This is a genomic window from Marinobacter alexandrii, from assembly GCF_005871205.1.
GTDB lineage: Bacteria > Pseudomonadota > Gammaproteobacteria > Pseudomonadales > Oleiphilaceae > Marinobacter > Marinobacter alexandrii.
Window position 1 is genome coordinate 595253 of record NZ_SWKM01000011.1, and the last position, 24338, is coordinate 619590.

Sequence of the window (24338 nt, forward strand, 5' to 3'; positions counted from 1 at the left end):
TGGCCAAATGTTATAGGGTCCAGGCGGCACAAACACTGGATTCTGGCGCGCCGGTCTGTGGTCGTTACGGATGGGCCGTTTCTGGTGGACCGGCGTACAATTGGTGTAAGGTGTCAGAAAAGGATGGTGTCTACGGGGCAGTCCTTCAATTCACAGGTGATGATCCTTGAACGATATGGCAAAAAATCTGGTTCTCTGGCTAATCATAGCCGCAGTACTGCTGATGGTGTTTCAGAATTTCTCTCCCACCCCCAGCGGACAACAAGTCAATTATTCGCAGTTTGTTGAGATGGTCCAGCAGGGCCAGGTCAACAAGGTGACGATCGATGGCCTGGAAATTCAGGGTACCCGTGGTGACGGCTCCCAGTTCCAGACAATCCGGCCCCAGGTGTCCGACAACAAGTTGATGGACGACCTGCTGGCCAACAACGTTGAGGTTATCGGTAAGGAGCCAGAGCGCCAGAGCCTGTGGACACAGTTGCTGGTGGCGGCGTTCCCGATCCTGATCATCATTGCGTTGTTCGTGTTCTTTATGCGTCAGATGCAGGGTGGCGGTGGCGGCAAAGGCCCCATGTCGTTCGGCAAGAGTAAGGCGCGTCTGATGAGTGAAGATCAGATCAAGACCACGTTTGCCGACGTAGCCGGTGTCGACGAAGCCAAAGAAGACGTAAAAGAGCTGGTGGATTTCCTTCGGGATCCCAGCAAGTTCCAGCGTCTGGGCGGAAGCATTCCGAAAGGCGTGTTGATGGTCGGTCAGCCGGGTACCGGTAAGACCCTGCTGGCGAAGGCCATTGCCGGTGAGGCGAAGGTGCCGTTCTTCTCCATTTCCGGTTCTGATTTCGTGGAAATGTTCGTGGGTGTTGGTGCCTCCCGGGTACGTGACATGTTCGAGCAGGCCAAGAAGCAGAGCCCGTGCATTATCTTTATCGATGAGATTGATGCCGTTGGTCGCCATCGTGGCGCTGGCATGGGTGGTGGTCACGACGAGCGTGAGCAGACCCTGAACCAGTTGCTGGTTGAGATGGACGGCTTTGAAGGCAACGAAGGCGTTATCGTGATCGCAGCGACCAACCGTCCGGATGTTCTGGACCCGGCGCTGCTGCGTCCCGGCCGGTTCGACCGCCAGGTTGTGGTTGGTTTGCCGGACATCATTGGCCGTGAGCAGATCCTGAAAGTGCACATGAAGAAAGTGCCTTTGGCGGACGGCGTTGAGCCGGCTCTGATTGCCCGTGGTACGCCTGGGTTCTCCGGTGCCGATCTGGCTAACCTGGTGAACGAGGCTGCACTGTTTGCGGCTCGTCGTAACCAGCGCCTGGTATCAATGGAAGAGTTCGAGCTCGCTAAAGACAAGATCATGATGGGCGCCGAGCGCAAGTCCATGGTGATGAGCGAGAAAGAAAAGCGGAATACTGCGTATCACGAATCAGGCCACGCCATTGTTGGCCGCCTGGTGCCGGAGCATGATCCTGTCTACAAGGTCAGTATCATCCCTCGCGGTCGGGCACTTGGTGTCACCATGTTCCTGCCCGAGGAAGACAAGTACAGCCACAGCAAACGCTTCCTGATCAGCTCTATTTGCAGCTTGTTCGGTGGCCGGATTGCGGAAGAGCTGACCCTTGGCTTCGACGGCGTCACCACGGGTGCCTCCAACGACATTGAGCGGGCGACCAGCCTGGCTCGCAACATGGTTACCCGCTGGGGTTTGTCCGAGAAGCTGGGTCCGCTGCAGTACGATACTGACACTGAAGAGCCGTTCCTCGGCCGTTCCGCCGGGCAGGCGCAGACTGTGTACTCGCCGGAAACCGCACAGCGGATCGACGAAGAAGTTCGCAACATCATCGACGAGTGCTACGAAAAGGCCCGTCAGTTGCTGATCGATAATCGCGACAAGCTGGACCTGATGGCGGACGCGTTGATGAAGTACGAGACCATCGACCGCTTCCAGATCGACGACATCATGGAAGGTCGAGAGCCTCGCCCGCCCAAGGGATGGGGTGACAGTGGCCCCACTGGTGGTGTGACGGCTGAGGAGCCGGCGTCTGAGTCCAAGGGCTCTGACGATGCTCGCCAGCCTGATGTTGGCCGGCCCGCCGGCGAGCACTGACGCCGCTCGCACGACCTCAAGTAAGACCCATGCGCCGCCCGGTTTCCGGGCGGCGTTTGTTTTTGCAGACCCCTGGCAGGATTTGTTATGGACATGAACTTCGCTGGCCGCAGGCTGGATATGGCTCGGTGCCACGTGATGGGTGTTCTTAATGTCACACCCGACTCCTTTTCTGACGGCGGGCAGTTCGATCGTCCAGAGGTCGCCATTGCCCGGGCAAGGCAGATGTCGGCAGACGGGGCCATGTTCATTGATGTGGGCGGCGAATCCACTCGCCCGGGCGCAACGCCGGTGTCGGTTCAGGAAGAACTGGACCGCGTGTGTCCGGTGGTTGAAGCTATTGCTCGAGAGCTGGATGTAGTGATTTCGGTGGATACCAGCGCCCCCGAGGTGATGGCTGAGACCGCCGGCCTGGGAGCCGGGCTTATTAACGATGTTCGCGGCCTGCAGCGAGCGGGCGCGCCTGAAGCCGTTGCCAAGGCGAATATCCCCGCCTGCATCATGCATATCCAGGGTGAGCCTGAGACCATGCAGGAGCGGCCGGAATACCGTAACGTCTGCCGCGAAGTGAGCTCCTTTCTCACGGAGCGCATGCGGGTGGCCGAGTCGGCCGGCATCCGGCCGGAAAATATTATCCTTGACCCGGGCTTCGGTTTCGGCAAATCCCTGGAGCACAATCTTCAGCTGCTGGCGGCCATGGAGCAGCTGCATGTTCTGGGTCACCCTCTTCTCATCGGTATGTCGCGCAAGTCCATGTTGGGGGCGATCACCGGGCGCGAGGTAAATGAACGGTTGCCCGCAAGTCTTGCGGCCGCGACAATAGCCGCCATGAAAGGAGCCAGCATCGTCCGGGTGCATGATGTTCGTGAAACAGTGGATGCCGTTAAGGTAGTGACGGCAATGAAGGAGGCGCGCTAATGTCCGACAGAAAATATTTTGGTACCGATGGTATCCGTGGCCGGGTCGGCGAGTCCCCGATCACGCCCGAATTCATGCTGCGCCTGGGCTGGGCTGCAGGTCAGGCGTTCAAGCGCGATGGTCAGCGCAACAGTGTGCTGATCGGAAAGGACACTCGGCTTTCGGGTTACATGTTCGAATCGGCCCTCGAGGCCGGACTTGCCGCCGCCGGTGTCGACGTGAAGCTGCTTGGCCCCATGCCAACGCCTGCTATTGCCTACCTGACCCGTACCTTCCGGGCGTCGGCCGGTATAGTGATCAGTGCCTCCCATAATCCGCACCACGACAACGGCATCAAGTTCTTCTCGGCGGCCGGCACTAAGCTCGATGATGCCCTTGAAACCGAAATTGAGCGCTGGCTCGATCAGCCGCTGGAAGTCTGTGCTTCCGGGGAGCTGGGTAAAGCATCCCGAGTAGACGATGCGCCCGGCCGCTATGTCGAGTTCTGCAAGAGCACGGTGCCGAATGAATTCAGTCTCGACGGCATGAAAATCGTCCTCGATTGCGCCCATGGCGCTACCTATCACGTTGCTCCTAAGGTCTTCCGTGAGCTCGGTGCGAATGTTTCGGTCATCGGTGGCGAGCCGGACGGGCTGAACATCAACCTGAATGTGGGTTCCACCGAACTGGGTGCGTTGAAGCAGGCCGTGGTCAGTCGCGGCGCCGATCTGGGTATTGCCTTCGACGGCGATGGCGACCGGGTGTTGATGGTGGATCGCGATGGTACTGAGGTGGACGGTGATGAGCTGTTGTACGTTATTGCCTGTCAGCGTTTTGCCGAGGGTCGGCTTAAGGGTGGTGTGGTTGGAACCCTGATGACCAATCTGGGTGTTGAGCTTGCGCTGCGGGAGCAGGGTATTGAGTTCGAGCGCGCAAAAGTGGGTGACCGCTATGTCATGGAACGCCTGATTGCGAATGACTGGGTGCTGGGCGGTGAGGGCTCTGGTCACATGGTGATTCGCGATTGCACCAGCACCGGTGATGGTATTGTCTCTGCGCTGCAGGTTTTGTTGGCGGTCGGCAAGTCCGGCAAGCCGCTGGCTGAACTGCGTCGCACCATGAGCAAGCTGCCGCAGACAATGGTGAATGTCCGGGTAGCCGAGCGCTTCGATCCCCATAGCCGAGAAGATATTGTCAGCGCTGTGCGCAAGGCCGAGTCCGAGCTGGGCGAGGCTGGTCGCGTGCTGCTGCGGGCATCCGGAACTGAGCCGCTGATTCGGGTCATGACCGAGGGTCAGGATGCACAGACCATTGCCCGCATCGCCAATGAGCTTGCCGTGGTGGTGGAGAATTCCTCCGCTTAATTTCGTATTTTCAGGCGGTTGTCTGTCGGGAGGGACTGCTGTATAGTTCGCCCTCCCTCACGTTTGGGATCTGTTATGCGTCGCAAGATCGTAGCCGGAAACTGGAAGATGAACGGGTCGAAAGACCTGGTACAGCAGCTCGTTGGCTCTGTCCGGTCCGAGGCTGAGTCGCTTGATAATGGTGTGGAGGTTGTTATTATTCCTCCCGCAATTTATGTCAGCGACGTTGTAGCGCGATCAGGCAATCGCCTGATGGTTGGTGTGCAAAACGTGGGGCAGTGGTCCTCGGGCGCCTACACCGGCGAAATCGCTGCAGGCATGGCCAAGGATCAGGGGTGTTCTTACGCACTGGTCGGGCATTCCGAGCGTCGGCAGCTGTTTGGCGAAACCGATGACGAAGTTGCCGCCAAGGTTGAGAGCCTGGTTGCTAGTGGTCTGACTGCCGTTGTATGTGTTGGCGAGACTCTGGAGCAGCGCGAAGCTGGCCGTGCAGAAGCTGTTGTGGCTTCACAGGTTAAGGCCGCTCTGGACAATGTGGTCGCAGGTCAGTGGGACCGAATCGTAGTGGCGTATGAGCCGGTCTGGGCGATTGGTACCGGAAAAACCGCTACCGCGGAAGATGCCCAGGCCATGCATGCTTCGATTCGTCAGGTGCTGGCTGAGATCGGCGCACCGGCCGAAAGCATTTCACTGCTTTACGGCGGCAGTGTAAAAGCGGATAATGCAGCCGCTCTTTTTGCCGAGCCGGATATAGACGGCGGTTTGATCGGCGGGGCGTCACTGAAAGCAGACGATTTTGTGAGTATTTGCCAGGCAATGCCGGCGAGTACCAATAGTTAAAGGTTCGCGAGAGTCGATATGGATTGGATGGAAACACTGGTAGTCGTAGTGCACGTGGTTATCGCCGTGGCACTGGTGGGTCTTGTGCTGATCCAGCAGGGCAAGGGTGCAGACGCCGGTGCAGCGTTTGGTGGCGGTGCCTCGCAGACGGTGTTTGGTAGTCAGGGTAGCGGAAGCTTTCTGACGCGCCTCACCACGATTCTGGCAATCGTGTTCTTTGTAACGAGTTTTTCGCTGGCGGTATTCGCCAAGCAGCGTGCAGAAGTGGCCGGTGAGGCAGGTATTCCTATGGTTCAGGAATCCAGCGATTCGTCTCCGGCAGAGCAGGCGGCTGAGGCAGATTCAGTGCAGTCCAGCGAAACCGAGAGCGGGGAGTCTGATCTCCCCGAGCTCGAGTAAGAGTGTTGCCCGGGTGGTGGAACTGGTAGACACGCTATCTTGAGGGGGTAGTGGCGAAAGCCGTGCCGGTTCGAGTCCGGCCCCGGGCACCATATTGAAGAAAAACGGCTTGGATTTTCCAGGCCGTTTTTTTTGGTCAGTCCTTGACCAGTCCGTCTGGCGTCTCTATACTCCGGCGGATATTGGAGCCGGTGCGCGTGAGCATGCCGGTTTCTGGCAGGCCAGGTGTCTGTCAGCAGGAAGCGGTTCACCGGTTTGCTTCCTGCGAGTTCTTGCAACAAAGAGCCCCATTTTTAGGGGCTTTTTGATTAAGGGGCCTGGCGCATCAGGCCCTGGTGCGTAAAAAGGGCTGATTAACAGCCCTTTTTTTGTTTTTGGGGCCGGTAAATTTGAAAACGGAGACGGCATAACTTGTCAGCCAAGCTTAAGCAACTGGAAGACATTCTTCGGCCGGTGGTCGAAGGCCTGGGGTTTGAATACTGGGGTATTGAATATCGGTCCCAGGGTCACCATTCGAAGCTGCGGGTGTTTATCGAAGATGTTGAAAACGGCATCTCGATTGAAGACTGCGAAAAGGTCAGTCGGCAGATCAGCGGCGTGATGGATGTGGAAGACCCCATCCAGTCCGAATACACCCTGGAGGTGTCTTCCCCGGGTATGGATCGGCCGCTGTTTCGCCTGGAACATTACGAAGCCTTTGCTGGCCAGCAGGTCCAGATCCGTTTGCGCATGGCCTTTGAGGGGCGTCGCAAGTTCAACGGTTTGATCAAGGGCGTAGAGGGCGACGATGTAGTTGTGATCGTTGATGATCACGAGTATCTGCTGCCGTTCGATAGCATCGAGCGGGCGCACATCGTCCCGGTATTTGAATGAACACATCTGAACGCACGTCAGTGGACGCACAGTTTAATTTGAGGGCAGGGTAATCGAATGAGTAAAGAGATCTTGCTGGTGGTTGAGTCCGTCTCGAACGAGAAGGGAGTCGAGAAGGATGTGATTTTTGAGGCGATCGAGCTGGCACTCGCCACTGCCGCCAAGAAGCGGTATGAGGACGAGGAAGCCGATATCCGAGTGGCTATCGATCGTCGCACCGGAGAATACGAAACTTTCCGCCGTTGGCTGGTCGTCGACAACGACGCCGTTCCGGCACTGGGCACCGAGCTCACGTTCCAGGAAGCGGAAGAGATTTCCAGCGAGCTGCAGCCCGGCGACATTCACGAAGAGAAAATCGAATCGGTGGCCTTTGGCCGCATTGGCGCCCAGGCGGCCAAGCAGATCATTTTCCAGAAAGTACGTGAAGCCGAACGCACCAAGATCGTTGATAGCTACCGCGATCGCGTCGGTGAGCTGGTGTCCGGTACGGTCAAGAAAGTCACCCGTGACAACGTTATCGTTGATCTGGGCGCTAACGCCGAAGCCTTGCTGCCGCGCGAAAACCTGATCCCCCGGGAAACGTTCCGGATGGGTGATCGTGTTCGTTCGCTGCTGTTGGAAATTCGCACCGATCACCGTGGCCCTCAGCTCATCCTGAGCCGGGGCGCTCCGCAGATGCTGATCGAACTGTTCCGCATTGAGGTGCCGGAAATCGCCGAGGAGCTGATCGAGATTCGTGGCGCCGCCCGTGATCCCGGTTCACGCGCCAAGATTGCGGTTAAGACCAACGATCGTCGGATCGATCCGGTGGGTGCCTGTGTCGGTATGCGCGGCTCGCGTGTGCAGGCGGTATCCAACGAGTTGGGCGGTGAGCGCGTTGATATCGTGCTGTGGGACGACAACCCTGCCCAGTTGGTGATCAATGCCATGGCACCGGCAGAAGTCGCCTCGATCGTGATGGATGAAGACCGTCACACCATGGACGTTGCGGTTGCCGAAGATAACCTGGCCCAGGCCATCGGTCGTAACGGACAGAACGTCCGTCTGGCGACCGAACTGACCAGTTGGACCCTGAACGTCATGACCGAAGAAGAAGCCGGTGAGCGTCAGGAACAAGAGTACAATCGTCTGGTGGATCACTTTACCAGCAACCTTGATGTCGACGATGAGTTCGCAGGCTTCCTCATTGAGGAAGGCTTCACATCGCTTGAAGAAGTGGCCTATGTGCCGATGGAAGAAATGCTGGCCATCGAAGGCCTTGATGAAGACACGGTGACCGAACTTCGCCGCCGGGCCAAGGACGTCCTGTTGAACCAGGCGTTGGCCAGCGAAGAAGCACTCGAGGGTTCGGAGCCGGCAGAAGATCTTCTGGGAATGGACGGCATGGACCGTGGCCTGGCCTTTAAGTTGGCCGGCATGGGTGTGCGCACCATGGAAGATCTCGCTGAGCAGTCCGTCGTGGATCTGCTTGATATTGAAGGAATGGATGAAGAGCGTGCCGGTCAACTTATCATGACTGCACGTGCCCCCTGGTTTGAAGACCAGGCCTAATTCGGGAGGAGGACCAGTATGGCTGAAGTAACGGTAAAACAACTGGCCGAAGACGTAGGCGCTCCCGTGGATCGTTTGCTGAAGCAGATCGTTGAGGCGGGCCTGAAAGCCCGTTCTGAGAACGATTCTGTGTCCAGCGATGAGAAGCAGCAGTTGCTGGCCTATTTGAGAAAGACTCACGGTGAAGCGGATTCTGAACCCCGCAAGATCACCCTGAAGCGCAAAACCACGACCACGCTGAAGGCAGGTAAAGCCAAGACGGTGAACGTGGAAGTTCGTAAGCGCCGCACCTACATCAAGCGTGCAGAAACTCAGTCGGACGCGGAAGTACCAAAGGCTGAGGGCGTTGAGGAAGAAGTTAAACAGGCAGCGCCAGCGGTCGAGGAAGCTCCGAAGGTAGCGGCTGAAGCAGCACCGAAGGTCGAGGCGGAAGCGCCTGCAGAACCGAAGGCGGAGCCGGCCACAGATACAGCTGAGCAGCCGATTGCCGAAGACAAGGCCAAGAAGGTCGAGGAGCCGGCACCAGTTCCTGCGCCGGAAGACATTCCTATTCCTCCGCCTGAAGGTGAAGGGAAAGACCGCAAGCCGAAGAAAAAGAAAGCTCGCGAGCGCGGTGATGAAGTTGAAGAAGGCAAGCCGAAGAAGAAATCGGCGGGCCATCGTGGTCCACGCAGCCGCCCGGTGGATGAGCCTCTGGTGATTTCCGAGGACGAAGAAGATACCACCCTGCGTAAGCCGCTGCGTGCGAAAAAGAAACCCAAAGAGAAGCGTCATGGCTTCGAGAGGCCGACCAAACCAATGGTCAGAGAAGTAGAGATTCCCGAAACGATTTCCGTGGGTGACCTTGCCCAGCGCATGGCAGTTAAGTCTGCCGATGTGATCAAGACACTGATGGGTATGGGCGTAATGGCCACCATCAACCAGGCACTGGATCAGGAAACTGCAGTGCTGGTAACTGAAGAGCTGGGCCACAAGGCCAAGACCGTCAGCGACGACGCCTTCGAAGAAGAAGTTCTGAGCGAATTCTCCCTTGAGGGCGGCGAGAAAACCAAGCGTGCACCTGTGGTGAGCGTGATGGGTCACGTTGACCACGGTAAGACGTCACTGCTGGACTACATCCGTCGCACCAAGGTTGCTTCCGGCGAGTCCGGTGGTATTACCCAGCACATTGGTGCTTACCACGTTGAGACCGATCACGGCATGGTGTCCTTCCTGGATACCCCGGGCCACGCCGCGTTTACCGCGATGCGCGCTCGCGGTGCCCAGTGCACCGACATCGTTATCCTGGTGGTTGCGTCTGACGACGGCGTTATGCCGCAGACTAAGGAAGCGGTTCAGCACGCCCGTTCCGCCGGTGTTCCTCTGGTAGTTGCCATCAACAAGATGGACAAGGAAGGCGCCGATCCGGACCGGATCAAGAGCGAGCTGGCAGCCCTGGAAGTGGTTCCGGAAGACTGGGGCGGCGACGTTCAGTTCGTTCCTGTGTCCGCCCACACGGGTGAAGGGATTGAAGCGCTGCTGGAAGCGGTCCTGCTGCAGTCCGAGATCCTCGAGCTGGAAGCTTCTACCGATGCGCCGGCGAAGGGTGTAGTGGTTGAATCCAGCCTTGAGCGCGGACGTGGTTCTGTGGCGACGGTTCTGGTTCAGAACGGTACCCTGCGTCAGGGCGACATGGTTGTTGCCGGTTCTTACTTTGGTAAGGTCCGGGCCATGACTGACGAAGCGGGCAAGCAGGCGAAAGAAGCCGGTCCGTCGATTCCGGTCGAGATCCTGGGCCTGAACGGTACGCCTGATGCCGGCGATGAGTTCTTTGCCGTAGCCGACGAGAAGAAGGCCAAAGAATTGGCCGAATTCCGTCAGTCACGTGAGCGTGAGCAGCGTCTTCAGCGTCAGCAGGCTGCCAAGCTTGAGAACCTGTTTGAGAACATGGGCAAGGACGAGGTCAAAACCCTCAACGTTGTGCTCAAGACCGATGTTCGCGGTTCCCTGGAAGCCATCACCAAGGCGCTTCAGGACCTGGGTAATGACGAAGTGCAGGTCAAGATTGTGTCCTCTGGCGTCGGCGGTATTGCTGAAACCGACATCAGCCTGGCCATGGCGACCAACGCGGTCATCTTCGGCTTCAACGTTCGTGCGGATACCGCGTCCAAGCGTCTGGTCGAGCAGGAAGGTCTGGACCTGCGCTACTACAGCATCATCTACAACTTGATCGATGACGTGAAAGCGGCCCTGACCGGCATGCTGGCACCGGAATTCCGCGAAGACATCGTTGGTATTGCCGATGTACGCGACGTGTTCCGTTCGCCGAAGTTTGGTCAGGTGGCTGGTTGCATGGTTACCGAAGGCAACGTGTACCGGAACAAGCCCATCCGCGTCCTGCGGGACAACGTTGTGATCTTTGAAGGCGAGCTGGAATCCCTGCGTCGCTTCAAGGACGACGTGCCTGAGGTTCGTAACGGCATGGAATGTGGTATCGGTGTTAAAGGCTACGACGTGAAGGTCGGTGACCAGATCGAAGTGTTCGACCGTGTACGGGTTGAGCGCAAGCTCGAATCCACGGGGGCCTAATGCCTAGAGAGTTCAGTCGTATTGATCGCATCGGCGATCAGATGCAGCGTGAACTGGCGCAGCTGATCCAGCGGGAGGTCAAAGACCCGCGGATCGGCCTGGTCACGGTCAATGCTGTCAAGGTGAGCCGTGACCTTGGTTACGCCGACGTTTACGTGTCTTTGCTGTCCACGGAGGAGCTCGATCAGGACTCCCCCGAGGTGAAGGACTCGCTCGCGGTGCTGAGCAAGGCCTCTGGGTTCTTGCGCGGTCAGGTCGGGCGCGCCATGAAGCTGCGGGTGATCCCCCAGCTTCGCTTCCACTTCGATACCCTCCAGGGTTACAGCCGCAAAATGGACAGTCTCATCAAGGAGGCCGTGGGCGATAAGCCGGCGGTCAGTCGTGATGACGACGACAGTCAGGAAGAGCCGGAGCAAAACGTTTGAGCCGCAGACGCAAAGGTCGTGACGTAAACGGAATTCTGGTGATTGATAAGCCCCTGGGTGTCACCTCCAATGGCATCCTGCAGCAGGTGAAACGCCTGTATGGTGCGGCCAAGGCCGGCCATACCGGCGCACTGGATCCCTTGGCCACGGGCGTGTTGCCGTTGTGCTTTGGTGAGGCCACCAAGTTCTCCCAGATGATGCTGGACAGCGACAAGGCTTACATCGCCACTGCCAAGCTGGGCATCCGGACCGAAACCGGAGACAGTGAAGGTGCCGTGGTTGAAGAAAAGCCAGTACCGTCAGAGCTGTCAGCAACGTACCTGGAATCGGTGTTTGACGATTTCCGGGGCGACATCCAGCAAGTTCCCTCCATGTATTCCGCCCTCAAGCACAAGGGGCGTCCCTTGTACGAATACGCTCGCGAAGGTATCGAGGTGGAGCGTCCGGCCCGGCCGGTCACCATCTATGAGCTGACCTTGCTGGACGTGCGTGACGACGAGCTCGATATCGCCGTTAGTTGCACCAAGGGTACGTACATTCGCTCACTCGTTGAAGACATCGGTGAGGCGCTTGGCTGTGGTGCCCATGTGTCAGCATTGCGTCGCACCATGGCTTCCGGATTTACCCTGGCGGATGCCCAGAGTGTCCCGGAAATGGAGGCCATGCGCGAGCGTGACGAAAGTCTGGACGGCCTGCTGGTAGCGCCGGATGCGGCGCTGTCGATGTTCCCCGAGGTTAAGTTGTCGGGGCCGTCGCTGGTGTCGATATTGAATGGACAACCGGTTAGAATAACCGGTCAATCCCTCGAAGGATTCGTGCGCGTTTATGGCAACGAAGGCTTCGTAGGATTGGCAGAAGCAACACCGGAAGGTGAGGGGATCAATCTGGTCCCGCGCCGTTTGGTGAAGACCAGCGACCAACGCTAAGCGTGGCGCTGATTAGCCGGGCTGTAGAGATGCGCGGTTCGGCCGTATTCGAGAGCATCGCAAACAAAGAGGTGTAAAATGGCACTTTCTGCCAGTGAGAAGTCACAGATCGTTAAGGATTTTCAGCAAGGTGAAGGCGATACCGGTTCTCCTGAAGTTCAGGTTGCACTGCTGAGCGCCAACATCAACAAGCTGCAGGATCACTTCAAGACCAACAAGCAGGATCACCATTCCCGCCGTGGTCTGATCCGGATGGTAAACCAGCGTCGTAAGCTGCTGGACTACCTGAAGCGCAAGAACGCTGACCGTTACCTGGAGCTGATCCAGCGCCTTGGTCTGCGTCGCTAATCCGGTCTTTTCGACCTGAAGGCTGCTCCGGCTTCGGCCAGAGCACGCCGGCAGCCGGTAGAATCTTACGAGGTTCTGCCGGTTGTGCTTTTCTCACCAAGTAAGACTGCAGTGACTGTGTCAGTGAGTTCGACGGATACCCTGTCGTAATGGAAAGCCGAAATCGATAGCAGGTTGTTGAAAAGCCCGGGTGGGTCTACTTGAACACCCATTGCTCTCCGGGGTTTTGCAACAGCCTGTTAGCTTTCAGGCGGGTTGCCTTTCGGACCATGTGACTGACACCTGCAGACCAACGACCGCACGCATGGGCGTGTTGGTTGAATCTAGCTGAAATAGAGTGATCAGGAGTTTTTTGTGGATCTGAAACCTGTAAAGAAAACGTTTGAGCTGGGCGGCAAGACCGTCACTCTCGAAACCGGTCGTATTGCCCGTCAGGCCACCGGTTCAGTTCTGGTAACTATCGATGACGTATCCGTACTGGGTACCGTGGTAGGCGCCAAGGAACCGAAGCCGGGTCAGGGTTTTTTCCCGCTGACCGTTAACTACACTGAAAAGACCTACGCTGTTGGCAAGATCCCGGGTGGTTTCTTCAAGCGTGAAGGTCGTCCTTCCGAGAAGGAAACTCTGACTTCCCGCCTGATCGACCGTCCGATTCGTCCGCTGTTCCCGAACGGCTACATGAATGAAGTCCAGGTTGTGCTGACCGTTATGTCTGCCAACAAGACTCAGGATCCGGATATTGCCGCGATGCTGGCTGCTTCTGCAGCCCTGTCAATTTCCGGTATTCCGTTCGACGGCCCGATCGGTGCATCCCGTGTTGCGTTCACCAATGAGCGTGGTTACTTCCTGAACCCGACCTATGAAGAGCTCGAAACCTCGCTGCTCGACATGGTTGTTGCCGGTACTGAAGACGCAGTTCTGATGGTTGAGTCTGAAGCCAAAGGCCTGACCGAAGACCAGATGCTGGGTGGTGTTCTGTTCGCCCACCAGGAAATGCAGGTTGCTGTCAGCGCGATCAAGGAATTTGCTGCCGAGATTGGCAAGCCGCGTTGGGAGTGGACTCCGGAAGTTGAGAACACTGAGCTGCTGAACGCCATCAAGGGCGAATTCGCTGGCGCCATCGAAGAGGCCTACAGCATCCGTGACAAGATGGAGCGTTACGCTCGTCTGGGCGAGATCAAGAGCGCTGCCGTTGAGAAGTTTGCCGGTGAAGAGGAAGGCCAGCCTTCCGGTGATGAGGTCAAGAAGTACTTCGGCAAGATCGAGAAGTCGGTTGTGCGTCAGCAGGTAATTGATGGCAAGCCGCGTATCGATGGCCGTGACAACAAGACCGTTCGTCCGATCGAAATCGAAGTAGGCGTGCTGCCCAGCACCCACGGTTCGGCACTGTTCACCCGTGGTGAAACCCAGGCCATCGTAACGACTACTCTGGGCACGGCTCGTGACATGCAGATCATCGATGCCCTGCACGGTGAGCGTAAGGACCCGTTCCTGTTCCACTACAACTTCCCTCCGTACTCGGTTGGTGAAGCTGGTCGTATGGGCAGCCCGGGCCGTCGTGAGATTGGTCACGGTCGTCTGGCGAAGCGCGGTATCTCCGCGGTTATGCCGACCATCGAAGAGTTCCCGTACACCATCCGTGCGGTTTCCGAGATCACTGAATCCAACGGCTCGAGCTCTATGGCGTCGGTCTGTGGTTCCAGTCTGGCCCTGATGGATGCGGGTGTTCCGCTGAAGGCGCCGGTTGCTGGTATCGCGATGGGTCTGGTCAAGGAAGGCGACAAGTTTGCAGTCCTGACTGACATCCTGGGTGACGAAGACCACTTGGGCGACATGGACTTCAAGGTTGCTGGTACCAAAGATGGTGTTACTGCCCTGCAGATGGACATCAAGATCAACGGTATCACCGACGAGATCATGGAGCTGGCTCTGGAGCAGGCACAGGAAGCGCGTCTGCACATCCTGGGTGAGATGAACAAGGTAATCGCCGAGTCCCGTTCGGAGCTGTCCGCACGTGCACCGAGCATCACCACCGTCAAGATCAACCCGGACAAGATCCGTGATGTTATCGGTAAGGGCGGTGCTACCATCCGTTCTATCTGTGACGAAACCGGTGCGTCTATCGATCTGGACGACGACGGCAACGTGAAGATCTACGCCGACAACCAGGAAGCTGCCCAGGCGGCGGTTAACCGGGTCAAGGAGATCACTGCGGAAATCGAAGTTGGCGCGATCTACAAGGGTCGTGTTGAGCGCATCGTTGATTTCGGTGCCTTCGTTAACATCTTGCCTGGCAAGGATGGTCTGGTGCACATTTCCCAGATCTCCGAGCGCCGTATCGAGAACGTAACTGACGAGCTGAGCGAAGGTCAGGAAGTTCTGGTTAAGGTTCTGGATGTCGATAACCGTGGTCGCGTTAAGCTGTCCATGAAGGAAGTTCAGGAAGGCGAGCAGCCGACTGACTTCTCAGCCTGATAGCTAAAAGCTAGAAGGTCTCGAAAAACCCGCCTTTCCTTTGGATTGGCGGGTTTTTTGTTTTTTGGCGTCTAGCGCTGGAGTCAGCGTCTATTGAAAGACCTTTTTCAAAACACGCTACGAGCACATCCATGTGCGCTTGTTTCGGGCCGTCCTTGGCCCTCAACAGTTTTGAAAAAGGTCTTCCAATAGCCGCCCAGATTTATCGAGTGGCGTCTGAGAGGAAATTCAGAAGGGTTTGTTTGTAAGCCGGGATCACGAACGTAGATGCGTGTGGGGTATCTGTTTGCAGAAACGTTTTTGGCTCCTCTGCAGCCTCATACAGATCCTTGCCGTGATGGAAGGGGATGATGCCATCGCGAACACTATGGATGACCATGACCGGCACAGGGCTTATGTCGTCGATACGGTCGATGCCTTCGTATTCCGCCGGGATGGTCCAGCTCAGGGGGACCTGCAGCAGCCAGGTTAACCAGACGCTGCCCAGTTTTTCCCGGGCAATTCCGCGAAAACCGGAGAAGGTGCCGTCCAGTATTACGCCGTCGAGCCCAGGCTCCTCGCCACGTTCTACCCATTCGCCCGCCAAGGGTATGCCCAGTGCTCCGCCCAGACTCTGTCCCAACAGAAACACGGGGCCATCCCGAACCTCAGACTTAGACCCAAGCCAGCGCATGCCGGTCTCTACATCGTGCAGGGCGCCTTCGATGTCTGGTGCGCCGGTGGACCGGCCGTAGCCGCGATAATCCAGGGTGAAGATGTTGTAGCCCTCGGCCGGCAGCCAGGCCACGTTGAAGATGTGGCTGCTGATGTTCTGGGCGTTGCCATGGAGAAAGTAGACGGTGCCTTTGGCCGTCCCAGGGTCTTTGGCAGGCAACCACCAGCCGTGCAGGGTTTCGCCGTCCGCCGTTTCCAGATAGATATCTTCGTACTTGAGGTTGAGTCGGTCCGGGGTGACGTAGGTCACGCTGTCCGGAAAGAAGAACACACCGCTGCACCCGGTTTGCAGGAAAACCGCACACAGCAATATCAAGGCTGTGCGCATGCTTCTGGCGGGCAGTGTGTTTAAAAGTAGGCGTGCAGTCCGGTTTGCCATGTGCTCTGGTACCTGTCGTAGTGGTCTTCCCGGGTGAATTCGGCGAACAGGCTAAAGGCGCGGCCAAGATGCCAGTTACCTTTAATGTAGACCTGATCCTGCCGGTGCTGGCTGCTGACTATCCAGGCTTTGGTCTTGGCGCCGGCGATGAAGCTGAAGCGGTTGTTCTGATGCAGCAGGCCGATGTCGGCTCCGGGGGCGGCGTCGTAGCCGCGGCGCAGGTCGTCATCGATTTCCACATCGGCGGTGGCGATGGCAAACGCCTGCAGGTGATTACCCAGCAACCAGCTGCCACCGGCGCCTCCTTCAAGGTACGGCGAGAGAACCCGTTTGGCGCCATTATCGGTGCGCCGGCCACCGAAGCCTACCTGCCAGGACAATGGCGAGAAGAACTGGTCTCTGGGGCTCAGAGAGCGGATCTCGACGCCGATCAGCTGCTCCAGTTGTAGCTCGTCGTTGTCGGTGTAGTAACGGGCGTCCAGTCGCAGGAATTGGAGCTGGGCACCGGGACGGTAACCGGCGGGCGGATCCAGTACATCGTGGTAGGCAGGGCGCAGGGTCAGTTCGGTGAATTCACGATGCGCCAGCTGACCGGAACTGATGCTGCCGCGGAAGGTGTTATGGCCCTGGTCGTCCCGGATCTCCGGTTGCGGTGGCGACTGGGGAGCTGGTGCTTCGTCGATATCGCTACGTGCCATCAGCAGGTTGTGGGACAGGGGCGCGGCAACTTCCCGGGGCCAGCCGTCGGCTTCGCTCTGGTAGCGCACGTAGTCGTAGGTGGCATCGAGGATATGGGCCTGTTGTTTGGGCGCGAGCTGTTGGATTTCCTGGGACTCGGGGTCGACATAGCCGTTGGCGATGGCGGCGGCCAGGGTTTGCTGCTCCTCCGGCAATGATTCCAGGCTGTAGGCCACGGAAGTGGCTGCTGAAGGCCGGTAGTAGACTTCGCTGACCAAGTCTTTGTCGACCACCCAGCGCACGGTGTCAGAGGGGATGGCGTGAGTGCTTACTTCGTCCAGGAGGTGGGTGCCCGGGCGAGCGACATCAATCAGCGCCAGTAGCCGGTAGGCGCAGTTCTCGTCAAAGAAGTAGTAATCGAAGTTGTGGTCGCGGATTTCCCAGGCGTGCGCGATCAGCAGATCAACTTCGGCCTGGGTCAGGTTGAGCCGGTATTCCCAAAGATCCCGGTGTTCGATATCCGAATACAGGCGAATTTTCTCGTAGTAAGGCTGAACGCTGGTAATGCCCGGATAACCGCCAAAGATCCCTTTGTAGGCAAACAGGATCTCGCTGTCGTGGGCGGCCGCGTCGGCCGCGTAGGAGATGGTGTTGGCCAGTAGCAGGTTTGTTTCGTCATCGTCCTGGGGTGGGTCCAGCCGCAGGAAAGTGTGCCCGAACATGGATGAGGGGCTGTTCAGATAGGATGCCGCGAACACCAGGGTTACCGTTTCGGTGTTCAGGGTCTCGGTCCATGCCTCGTATGCAGGGCAGTCTACCGCCGGCAATGAGAGATCTAGCTGTCCCTGAAGCCAAGCTGTGCGGGCGGGGAATCGGCATTGGGCGTGGCCACCGCCGCTGCCGGGTTGCTGGATGGCGGATAAGGTTGCCTCCAGCTCTCGTTCGGGCGCCTGTTTGCCCTGGTCGCTGAGAAAGAAATCGGGATCGTCAGCCTGGCTGGTAAAGCCGCCGCCGAGGGTGTCCTGCTGGTAGTGCATCAGCGTCAGCCAGGCCGGATCCAGGTAAAGGTCTTGAGTGGTCGGCGAAGTATCTGCCAGGGCAGGTGCCGAGAGGGCTAGCCAGCACAGTGCTGGCCCGAGGCGAAGCGAATGGCCCATGGATGATGTAGTCGTCCGGATTTGAGTGCGAGTGAAGCGGGATGGCGCGCCGTCCTTGGCACAAGAGCATCCCTGTACGGCGCGGTGTTACGCGGCTACGTACTTGCTCAGAGACTGATCTTTCTCCAGCAGAGCAACAATGGCATCCACTGCTTCACCAGAGGTAGTGTCGGAGCTTGGGAAGATAGTGGCGAAGTTGTCCTGTAGTACCTTGCGGAAGGTATCGCGGTCTGCGGCGTCAACACCCAGAAGAACAGCCAGGGTGTCCAGATTTTCTCCACTGCCGCGGGACATGTCACGGGCAACCTTGTCGATGTTGCTGTCCATGTACAGGGCCATTGATTGCACGGACTGATTAGTCTGGCAACCCAGGGTGCCGGTGGTCATGCCGAAAGTCTGGTTGCCGAAGGTGCCATTGGTGGTGGCGGCCAAAACGTGGGGGGCAATACCGGACTGTCCTTTCCAGATCATGGCACCAACACCACAGCCAGGCTGTGCGAAAGCCATGGAGGAAGCGCCCAGAAGAATTGCACCTGCGATCAGTTTTTTCATTATCCACTCCTTTGTGTGGTTTTTTGCTGTCGTCGCATGCCTTGCGTCAGTCGGGAACGACATAGGTGAGCAGCGTACACCGGCCCGTAAACCGGTTGAAGCGCCGTCGGGATTGAGTATAGCTCAATCAAATCAATAGCAAGCGATTCTGTAGAAAGGAGTGTGAGGTGAACGAAAAGGGGCCCTCTTGATGAGAGCCCCTTTCCTGAGATCCAACGCTATGGGAGCGTTCGAGCTTCGTCGCTTAGTACGCGGAATACTTTTCTTCGATTTCGCGTTTCTCTGCGATGAACTTCCTGTTGTCGATTGAATCGAGCATCAGCTTGTCTTCAAGGCGCGCCATTTCTTTGTCTTCAAGCTTTTCAACTTTGTGCTTGGTTGCATAGTAGTTGATGCTTTGGGCGCCTTCGTAGCCGCTAACCGGATCCCACAGTACAGAGGCAGGCCATAGCAGCAAGTTAACAACGCCAGCACCGTACTCACGAACGTAGAACGAGCCGAATCCAGGCAGGATGCCCAGGGCGGCAGCTGCGCCAGGATTTTTCTCTTCAACAGCGAGTCCTTTAGCTTGGTAGCCACGGAGCTCTTGCTTTTGGTTAGAGTTTAGCGGCGTGGCACAGCCTGAAATGAGAGTAATGCTTAACAGAAGGCCCAGGGCGAGGGTTTTGGAACTCTTGAACGACATGCTTTTTTCCTTATTGAGAGTGTTGCTCCATATGTGAAAAAACCGTAATGGGTTATCACGGCGCAACATTACCAACAAAGCAAAACCTTGTCTCCGTAAGTTACCGGGAAATCAGCAAAATGTTGTTAAAGCCGTGAAACGGTCTGTAAACGGAGTGGGCTGCTTAGAGAGGTCACATATGAAGGGAGGTCATATATGCAGGGAGATCGAACAGAAACCGCCCTGGAACCTCTGTGCCAGGGCGGTTTTGGGGCCTGAGTTGCACTTGTTAGCCGCCCAGGTAGGCGTTCTGAACTTCCGGATTGGCGAGCAGGTTCTTGCCGGTATCCTGCAGCCGGATCTTTCCGGTTTCCAGCACATAGCCGCGGTCCGCCAGGTTCAGGGCCTGATGGGCGTTCTGCTCGACCAGGAACACGGTAATGCCCTCGTCGCGCAGGTGGCCGATGATCTCGAAGATCTGTTTGATCACCAGTGGTGCCAAGCCGAGGGATGGCTCATCGAGAATGATCATGTTCGGCTTGCTCATCAGGGCACGGCCGATGGCCAGCATCTGTTGCTCACCGCCGGACATGGTGCCGGCACGCTGGTGTTCACGCTCCTTCAGGCGCGGGAACAGCTCATAGGCGTGGTCCTGGCTCTTACGAATCTCGGCTTTGGTGTTGAAGAACCCACCCATGTGCAGGTTCTCTTCCACGGTAAGGCCAGAGAAAATTCTCCGACCTTCCGGAACGATGGCGATGCCGGAACGCATGATGTTGGCGGTTGGATCGCGGGTAATGTCGCGGCCGTTCAGAATAACCCGACCTGAGCTGGCCTGTGGGTTGCCGCACACGGTCATCAGCAGGGTGGTCTTGCCGGCGCCATTGGCCCCGATCAGGGACACAATCTCGCCTTTTTTGACCTCGACAGAGACGCCATGCAGCGCCTCAATCTTGCCGTAGTGGGTATGGACATCTTCTAGTACAAGCATGGTTCTTCCTCAGGCCTCGCCCAGGTAGGCTTTGATCACGTCGTCGTTCTGGCGGATTTCTTCCGGCGTACCGCTGGCCAGGGGGCGGCCCTGGTTGATCACGTTGATACGGTCGGAGATGTCCATCACCAGGCTCATGTCGTGCTCAATCAGCACCACGGAAACGCAGTAGTCCTCTTTCAGGCTGACGATCAGCTGGTTGAGGTCTTTGGTTTCCGCCGGGTTCAGGCCGGCTGCCGGCTCGTCGAGCATCAGCAGCTTGGGTTCGGTGACCATGCAGCGGGCGATTTCCAGGCGCCGCTGCTGGCCGTAGGCCAGGTTGCCCGCTTCCCGGTTGGCCAGGTCCATCAGACCAACCCGGTCCAGCCAGTAGGCGGCCCGGTCCAGGGACTTCTGTTCCCGTTCCCGGTAGCTGGGTGTCTTCAGCAGACCGGCCACCAGGTTGGTGTTCAGGTGCCGGTGCTGGGCGACCAGCAGGTTCTCGACCACGGTCATCTGGTTGAACAGACGCACGTGCTGGAAGGTTCTCACCATGCCCAGGCGCGAGATCTTGTAGTCCGGCCTGCCCTGGACTTCCTGACCCTCAAAAAGGATCTGGCCGCCGGTGGGCTGGTAAAAGCCACTCATGCAGTTGAACACGGTGGTTTTGCCGGCACCGTTTGGGCCAATGATCGAGACAATTTCCCGTTCTTGTACGTCCAGCGACACCTGGTCCACGGCCAGCAGGCCGCCAAAGCGCATGGACAGATTCTTTACTTCAAGCATCGTCCATCACTCCTGCTTTTTCAGTTCAATGTGAATGCGGCGCATCGGCATGAGGCCCTGGGGGCGCCACACCATCATCAGCACCATGGCGGCACCGAAGATCAGCATGCGGTATTCCGAGAATTCACGGGCCAGCTCTGGCAGGATGGTGACCGCAATGGCCGCCAGAACCACGCCAATCTGAGAGCCCATGCCGCCCAGTACCACGATGGCGAGGATGATGGCGGATTCCAGGAAGACGAACGATTCCGGGCTGATAAAGCCCTGCTTGGAGGCAAACACGGTACCGGCAAAACCGGCGAAGAAGGCGCCAATGGTGAATGCTGACAGCTTGACCGCGGTACGGCTCAGGCCAAGGGAGCGCGCTGCGATTTCGTCCTCACGAAGTGCTTCCCAGGCGCGACCCACCGGCATGCGCATAAAGCGGCGGATGACCAGCGCGGTGAACACCGCCAGTACCAGGGCAATCAGGTACAGGAAGATGACCTTGTGCTCGCCGCTGTAGGCGATACCGAAGGTTTCATGGAACGAGGTATTGCCTTCTTCCTTCACACGCCGGCCGAATTCCATGCCGAACAGGGTCGGATCGGGGATGCCGCCGATGCCGTTCGGGCCACCAGTGAGGTTGGTCCAGTTGTTGAGTAGGATCCGGATGATCTCGCCGAAGCCAAGGGTCACGATGGCCAGGTAGTCCCCGCGCAATCGCAGCACCGGAAAGCCCAGCACCAAGCCGAAGGTGGCGGCCAGCAGGGCGCCGATCGGCAGAGCAAACCAGAAGGAGACACCCAGGTACTGGGACAGCAGCGCGAAGGTGTACGCACCGACGGCATAGAACGCGACGTAACCCAAGTCGAGCAGGCCGGCAAGGCCAACCACCACGTTCAGGCCGAGGGCGAGCATGATGTAGATCAGGACCAGGGTGGCCAGATCCACCGCGCCCCGGGACATGAAAAACGGCCAGAACAGCGCCAGTATGACAATGCCGGTCAGCACCCAGGATTCAATCTTGGCGCGCCGGTTCTCGGCCATTGGTTCCTTGTGCTTGCCAGCGGTCAGGCTGGTGAGGTCACCGACCCGCCCCATGATCTGGTCGCGGAACAGCTGGAACAGAAAGACCACGACCGCGGCGAGCAGTACGCCGAGGATGGTCGTGGTGTCGGCACCAGTGATGGTGATGTTGATGCCCTGGGCCTCAAGGTTGAAACCGAGGATCGGGTAGGAAATGAGTAGGGTAATGAACGCGCAGAAGAGTGCGTGTTTGAAGTTATGAGCAGCCATCAGATCTTCTCAACCTCCGGTTTGCCGAGCAGGCCGGTGGGTTTGAACAGCAGAATGAGGATCAGCAGGCCAAAGGAGACCACGTCCTTGTATTCGCCACTGAGGTAGCCGGAGGTCATGCTTTCGGACACGCCCAGGATCAGCCCGCCCAGCATCGCACCGGGAATACTGCCGATACCGCCGAGTACCGCTGCGGTGAATGCCTTGAGGCCGGCAATGAAGCCGAATAGCGGATCAACCGAACCGTAATACATGCCCAGCAGTAAGCCGGCAACGGCGGCCAGCGCGGCGCCGATCACGAACGTGGCGGAGATGATGCGGTTGGTGTCGATGCCCAGCAGATTCGCCATCCCAAGGTCTTGGGATACTGCCCGGCAGGCGCGGCCGGTGCGGGAGCGGGCAATAAACAGCGACAGGGCGGTCATGCAGATCAGCGTGGTGATGAAGATGGTGATTTGCATGTAGGACAGGGACATCTGGAAGGCGCCGTCGGAGCCGAAGGTGAAGCCACCTTCAATCAGGGCCGGGAAGCCAATGTTGCGCGAGCCCTGGGCCAGGTGCACGTAGTTCTGCAGGAAGATCGACATGCCGATGGCGGAGATCAGCGGAATCAGTCGATGGCGTCCGCGTACCGGCCGGTAGGCCACCCGTTCCACCGCCCAGCCCATGGAACTGGACACGATCATGGCGCATACCAGGGCAACGATCAGGATCAGGGGGAGCCAGACAACACCGAGTGAGGCGAGGCCGGTAATGGCGATCAGTGCGGTGTAGGCACCGATCATGTAGATCTCACCATGGGCGAAGTTGATCATGCCGATGATGCCGTAAACCATCGTGTAACCAATGGCGATCAGGGCGTAGGTGCTCCCGATCGTCAGCCCGTTAATGAGCTGCTGAGAGAAATAAAGGAGGTCTTGCATGGTTGGAAAACTCCGAAAGCCTGCTCCCTCCGCTTCCGCACGCTGAACCCGGGATAACCGAACCGAGAGTGGGGGAGGATCAACAGGAGCCTAGAAAAACACCTTCTCCCGGATCGCGGTGAGAAGGTGCTCTAAAAATTACCGTTTGTTAACGATTTGGCTTAGTTTACCGGAGTTTTGCTTCCATCTGAATGCCATTCGTACACAACAAACTCGAACGATTTCATATCGCCGGCTTTGTCGTATTCAACGGTTCCGATGGGGGTTTCATAGGCGCCGCCGCGCAGGGCTGCTGCTACGTCGAACGGATCAGTGGATTCGGCCTTCGCGATGCCGTCGGCAATCAGCTGTACGGCCGCGTAAGAGGTCAGTACGAACGGGCCAGACGGATCCTCGCCCTTGCTTTCGAATGCCTTAACCAGCTTCTGGTTCTCGGCTTTCTGGTCGAAGCTCGGCGGCAGGGTTACCAGCAGGCCTTCGGCGGCTTCACCAGCAATGGTGTTGATGTCTTTGTTACCAACGCCTTCAGGGCCCATGAACACGGCATCCAGGTCACCCTGGCGCGCCTGGCGCAGGATCAGACCCAGTTCCGGGTGATAACCACCGTAGTAAACGTAGTCCACGTCAGCCTGCTTCAGCTTGGTGACCAGGGAAGAGAAATCCTTGTCACCAGCGGTGATGCCTTCGAACATGGCGATTTCAACGCCCTTGTCCTTCAGGGTGTCACGCACGGCGGTGGCGATACCTTCACCGTATTGCTGCTTGTCGTGAACAATCGCAACGCGCTCAGGGTTAAGGCTGGCAATGTAGTTGCCGGCAACCGGGCCCTGCATGCTGTCCAGACCGATGGTGCGGAATACCAGCTCATAGCCACGCTCGGTGATTTCCGGGCTGGTGGACGCCGGGGTAACCATCAGGATGCCTTCGTCTTCGTAGATGTCAGACGCGGGCTGGGTGGAGCTGGAGCACAGGTGACCAACCACAAAGCGAACGCCGTCGTTCACCAGGTTGTTGGCAACGGTCACGGCCTGCTTGGGGTCACAGACGTCGTCGTATTCCACGCCAACGAGTTCTTCACCCATAACACCGCCATTAGCGTTGATCTGTTGAATGGCCATGCGGGCGCCGGAAAACTGCATGTCACCGTATTGGGCGACAGGGCCGGTCATCGGGCCGGCGATGCCAATCTGGATTTCGGCGGCGGCGTGACCGGCGCCCATCAGTGCGATAGAAGTGCTAACAGCGGTTGCGAGTTTTTTTACTGAGGTTCTCATTAGGTCTGTCCTGTTTGGTTCAGGGTTATTCTTGTGTTCTCAGAGAGTTAAACAAACACCACACCCTTGTGCTTGTCAAGCAGATCGGGCCAGAGTTTATCCGAAAACACAGGGCTGCAAGAACTGGCTGATCTGAACAGCCGGTAGCTTCCAGTCGCACAGCTTGCAAGCAAGCCCTGTGCCGCTCCGGGTA

Annotated in this window: 21 protein-coding genes and 1 tRNA gene; 13 read left to right on the forward strand and 9 right to left on the reverse strand. The window is 57.8% G+C overall.

What is annotated here, in order from left to right; translation table 11 throughout:
* The first annotated feature begins 166 nt into the window (after positions 1-166).
* The 13 genes from ftsH to pnp all read left to right on the forward strand — a co-directional run bounded on the left by ftsH (position 167) and on the right by pnp (position 14770).
* Positions 167-2104, forward strand: coding sequence for an ATP-dependent zinc metalloprotease FtsH (gene ftsH / locus FCS96_RS03065; protein ID WP_171040654.1), 1938 nt, complete (start codon positions 167-169; stop codon positions 2102-2104).
* 87 nt (positions 2105-2191) lie between these two features.
* Positions 2192-3022, forward strand: a complete 831-nt coding sequence (folP, locus tag FCS96_RS03070; protein WP_138438758.1) for a dihydropteroate synthase — start codon at positions 2192-2194, stop codon at positions 3020-3022.
* The gene (glmM, locus tag FCS96_RS03075) at positions 3022-4365 is read left to right on the forward strand and encodes a phosphoglucosamine mutase (protein WP_138438759.1); all 1344 of its coding nucleotides are present in this window, start codon (positions 3022-3024) and stop codon (positions 4363-4365) included. The genes folP and glmM overlap by 1 nt, the downstream gene beginning before the upstream one ends.
* A gap of 75 nt (positions 4366-4440) precedes the next feature.
* A complete protein-coding gene (gene tpiA / locus FCS96_RS03080; RefSeq protein WP_138438760.1) occupies positions 4441-5205 on the forward strand; it encodes a triose-phosphate isomerase in 765 nt (254 codons plus the stop codon).
* A gap of 18 nt (positions 5206-5223) precedes the next feature.
* Positions 5224-5604 (forward strand): preprotein translocase subunit SecG, encoded by a 381-nt coding sequence (secG, locus tag FCS96_RS03085; protein ID WP_138438761.1) that lies wholly within the window; start codon positions 5224-5226, stop codon positions 5602-5604.
* Between the two features lie 7 nt (positions 5605-5611).
* Positions 5612-5696, forward strand: a tRNA-Leu gene (locus FCS96_RS03090).
* 319 nt (positions 5697-6015) lie between these two features.
* Positions 6016-6477, forward strand: coding sequence for a ribosome maturation factor RimP (rimP, locus tag FCS96_RS03095; protein ID WP_041339111.1), 462 nt, complete (start codon positions 6016-6018; stop codon positions 6475-6477).
* 57 nt (positions 6478-6534) lie between these two features.
* Positions 6535-8028, forward strand: a complete 1494-nt coding sequence (gene nusA, locus FCS96_RS03100) for a transcription termination factor NusA (protein ID WP_138438762.1) — start codon at positions 6535-6537, stop codon at positions 8026-8028.
* An 18-nt stretch (positions 8029-8046) separates the two neighbouring features.
* The gene (infB, locus tag FCS96_RS03105; protein ID WP_138438763.1) at positions 8047-10596 is read left to right on the forward strand and encodes a translation initiation factor IF-2; all 2550 of its coding nucleotides are present in this window, start codon (positions 8047-8049) and stop codon (positions 10594-10596) included.
* A complete protein-coding gene (gene rbfA, locus FCS96_RS03110; protein ID WP_138438764.1) occupies positions 10596-11021 on the forward strand; it encodes a 30S ribosome-binding factor RbfA in 426 nt (141 codons plus the stop codon). The genes infB and rbfA overlap by 1 nt, the downstream gene beginning before the upstream one ends.
* Positions 11018-11947: a tRNA pseudouridine(55) synthase TruB gene (truB, locus tag FCS96_RS03115; protein WP_138438765.1), complete on the forward strand. Its 930-nt coding sequence runs from the start codon at positions 11018-11020 to the stop codon at positions 11945-11947. The genes rbfA and truB overlap by 4 nt, the downstream gene beginning before the upstream one ends.
* Positions 11948-12025: 78 nt before the next feature.
* Positions 12026-12295, forward strand: coding sequence for a 30S ribosomal protein S15 (gene rpsO, locus FCS96_RS03120; RefSeq protein ID WP_041339122.1), 270 nt, complete (start codon positions 12026-12028; stop codon positions 12293-12295).
* 360 nt (positions 12296-12655) lie between these two features.
* Positions 12656-14770 carry a polyribonucleotide nucleotidyltransferase gene (gene pnp, locus FCS96_RS03125; RefSeq protein WP_228264034.1) on the forward strand — a complete coding sequence of 705 codons (2115 nt, stop codon included), beginning with the start codon at positions 12656-12658 and terminating at the stop codon, positions 14768-14770.
* 202 nt (positions 14771-14972) lie between these two features.
* Here pnp and FCS96_RS03130 read toward each other — a convergent pair whose 3' ends face one another.
* From FCS96_RS03130 to FCS96_RS03170, 9 genes are all read right to left on the reverse strand, one after another.
* The gene (locus FCS96_RS03130) at positions 14973-15863 is read right to left on the reverse strand and encodes an alpha/beta hydrolase (RefSeq protein WP_138438767.1); all 891 of its coding nucleotides are present in this window, start codon (positions 15861-15863) and stop codon (positions 14973-14975) included.
* Positions 15833-17698: an Lnb N-terminal periplasmic domain-containing protein gene (locus FCS96_RS03135; protein ID WP_138438768.1), complete on the reverse strand. Its 1866-nt coding sequence runs from the start codon at positions 17696-17698 to the stop codon at positions 15833-15835. Before FCS96_RS03135 ends, FCS96_RS03130 begins: the two co-directional genes overlap by 31 nt.
* A gap of 87 nt (positions 17699-17785) precedes the next feature.
* Positions 17786-18250: a DUF3015 domain-containing protein gene (locus FCS96_RS03140; protein WP_138438769.1), complete on the reverse strand. Its 465-nt coding sequence runs from the start codon at positions 18248-18250 to the stop codon at positions 17786-17788.
* Positions 18251-18494: 244 nt separating this feature from the next.
* Complete coding sequence (locus FCS96_RS03145) at positions 18495-18935, reverse strand: hypothetical protein (RefSeq protein WP_138438770.1); 441 nt, start codon at positions 18933-18935, stop codon at positions 18495-18497.
* Between the two features lie 268 nt (positions 18936-19203).
* Complete coding sequence (locus FCS96_RS03150; protein ID WP_138438771.1) at positions 19204-19905, reverse strand: ABC transporter ATP-binding protein; 702 nt, start codon at positions 19903-19905, stop codon at positions 19204-19206.
* Positions 19906-19914: 9 nt separating this feature from the next.
* Positions 19915-20670 carry a high-affinity branched-chain amino acid ABC transporter ATP-binding protein LivG gene (gene livG / locus FCS96_RS03155; RefSeq protein WP_138438772.1) on the reverse strand — a complete coding sequence of 252 codons (756 nt, stop codon included), beginning with the start codon at positions 20668-20670 and terminating at the stop codon, positions 19915-19917.
* Positions 20671-20676: 6 nt separating this feature from the next.
* Complete coding sequence (locus tag FCS96_RS03160; RefSeq protein ID WP_138438773.1) at positions 20677-21948, reverse strand: high-affinity branched-chain amino acid ABC transporter permease LivM; 1272 nt, start codon at positions 21946-21948, stop codon at positions 20677-20679.
* The gene (gene livH / locus FCS96_RS03165; protein WP_138438774.1) at positions 21948-22871 is read right to left on the reverse strand and encodes a high-affinity branched-chain amino acid ABC transporter permease LivH; all 924 of its coding nucleotides are present in this window, start codon (positions 22869-22871) and stop codon (positions 21948-21950) included. The genes FCS96_RS03160 and livH overlap by 1 nt, the downstream gene beginning before the upstream one ends.
* 161 nt (positions 22872-23032) lie before the next feature.
* Positions 23033-24145, reverse strand: a complete 1113-nt coding sequence (locus FCS96_RS03170) for a branched-chain amino acid ABC transporter substrate-binding protein (RefSeq protein ID WP_138438775.1) — start codon at positions 24143-24145, stop codon at positions 23033-23035.
* Positions 24146-24338: the final 193 nt, after the last annotated feature.

Excerpts from the sequence above, each read along its gene's own strand:
- glmM (WP_138438759.1), top strand. The coding sequence starts at position 3,022 with ATGTCCGACAGAAAATATTTTGGTACCGATGGTATCCGTGGCCGGGTC.
- FCS96_RS03150 (WP_138438771.1), bottom strand. The coding sequence starts at position 19,905 with ATGCTTGTACTAGAAGATGTCCATACCCACTACGGCAAGATTGAGGCG.
- secG (WP_138438761.1), top strand. The coding sequence starts at position 5,224 with ATGGATTGGATGGAAACACTGGTAGTCGTAGTGCACGTGGTTATCGCC.
- FCS96_RS03170 (WP_138438775.1), bottom strand. The coding sequence starts at position 24,145 with ATGAGAACCTCAGTAAAAAAACTCGCAACCGCTGTTAGCACTTCTATC.
- livG (WP_138438772.1), bottom strand. The coding sequence starts at position 20,670 with ATGCTTGAAGTAAAGAATCTGTCCATGCGCTTTGGCGGCCTGCTGGCC.
- rpsO (WP_041339122.1), top strand. The coding sequence starts at position 12,026 with ATGGCACTTTCTGCCAGTGAGAAGTCACAGATCGTTAAGGATTTTCAG.
- livH (WP_138438774.1), bottom strand. The coding sequence starts at position 22,871 with ATGCAAGACCTCCTTTATTTCTCTCAGCAGCTCATTAACGGGCTGACG.
- FCS96_RS03140 (WP_138438769.1), bottom strand. The coding sequence starts at position 18,250 with ATGAAAAAACTGATCGCAGGTGCAATTCTTCTGGGCGCTTCCTCCATG.
- FCS96_RS03130 (WP_138438767.1), bottom strand. The coding sequence starts at position 15,863 with ATGGCAAACCGGACTGCACGCCTACTTTTAAACACACTGCCCGCCAGA.
- infB (WP_138438763.1), top strand. The coding sequence starts at position 8,047 with ATGGCTGAAGTAACGGTAAAACAACTGGCCGAAGACGTAGGCGCTCCC.
- FCS96_RS03135 (WP_138438768.1), bottom strand. The coding sequence starts at position 17,698 with ATGGGCCATTCGCTTCGCCTCGGGCCAGCACTGTGCTGGCTAGCCCTC.
- FCS96_RS03145 (WP_138438770.1), bottom strand. The coding sequence starts at position 18,935 with ATGTCGTTCAAGAGTTCCAAAACCCTCGCCCTGGGCCTTCTGTTAAGC.
- folP (WP_138438758.1), top strand. The coding sequence starts at position 2,192 with ATGGACATGAACTTCGCTGGCCGCAGGCTGGATATGGCTCGGTGCCAC.
- nusA (WP_138438762.1), top strand. The coding sequence starts at position 6,535 with ATGAGTAAAGAGATCTTGCTGGTGGTTGAGTCCGTCTCGAACGAGAAG.
- tpiA (WP_138438760.1), top strand. The coding sequence starts at position 4,441 with ATGCGTCGCAAGATCGTAGCCGGAAACTGGAAGATGAACGGGTCGAAA.
- rbfA (WP_138438764.1), top strand. The coding sequence starts at position 10,596 with ATGCCTAGAGAGTTCAGTCGTATTGATCGCATCGGCGATCAGATGCAG.
- FCS96_RS03160 (WP_138438773.1), bottom strand. The coding sequence starts at position 21,948 with ATGGCTGCTCATAACTTCAAACACGCACTCTTCTGCGCGTTCATTACC.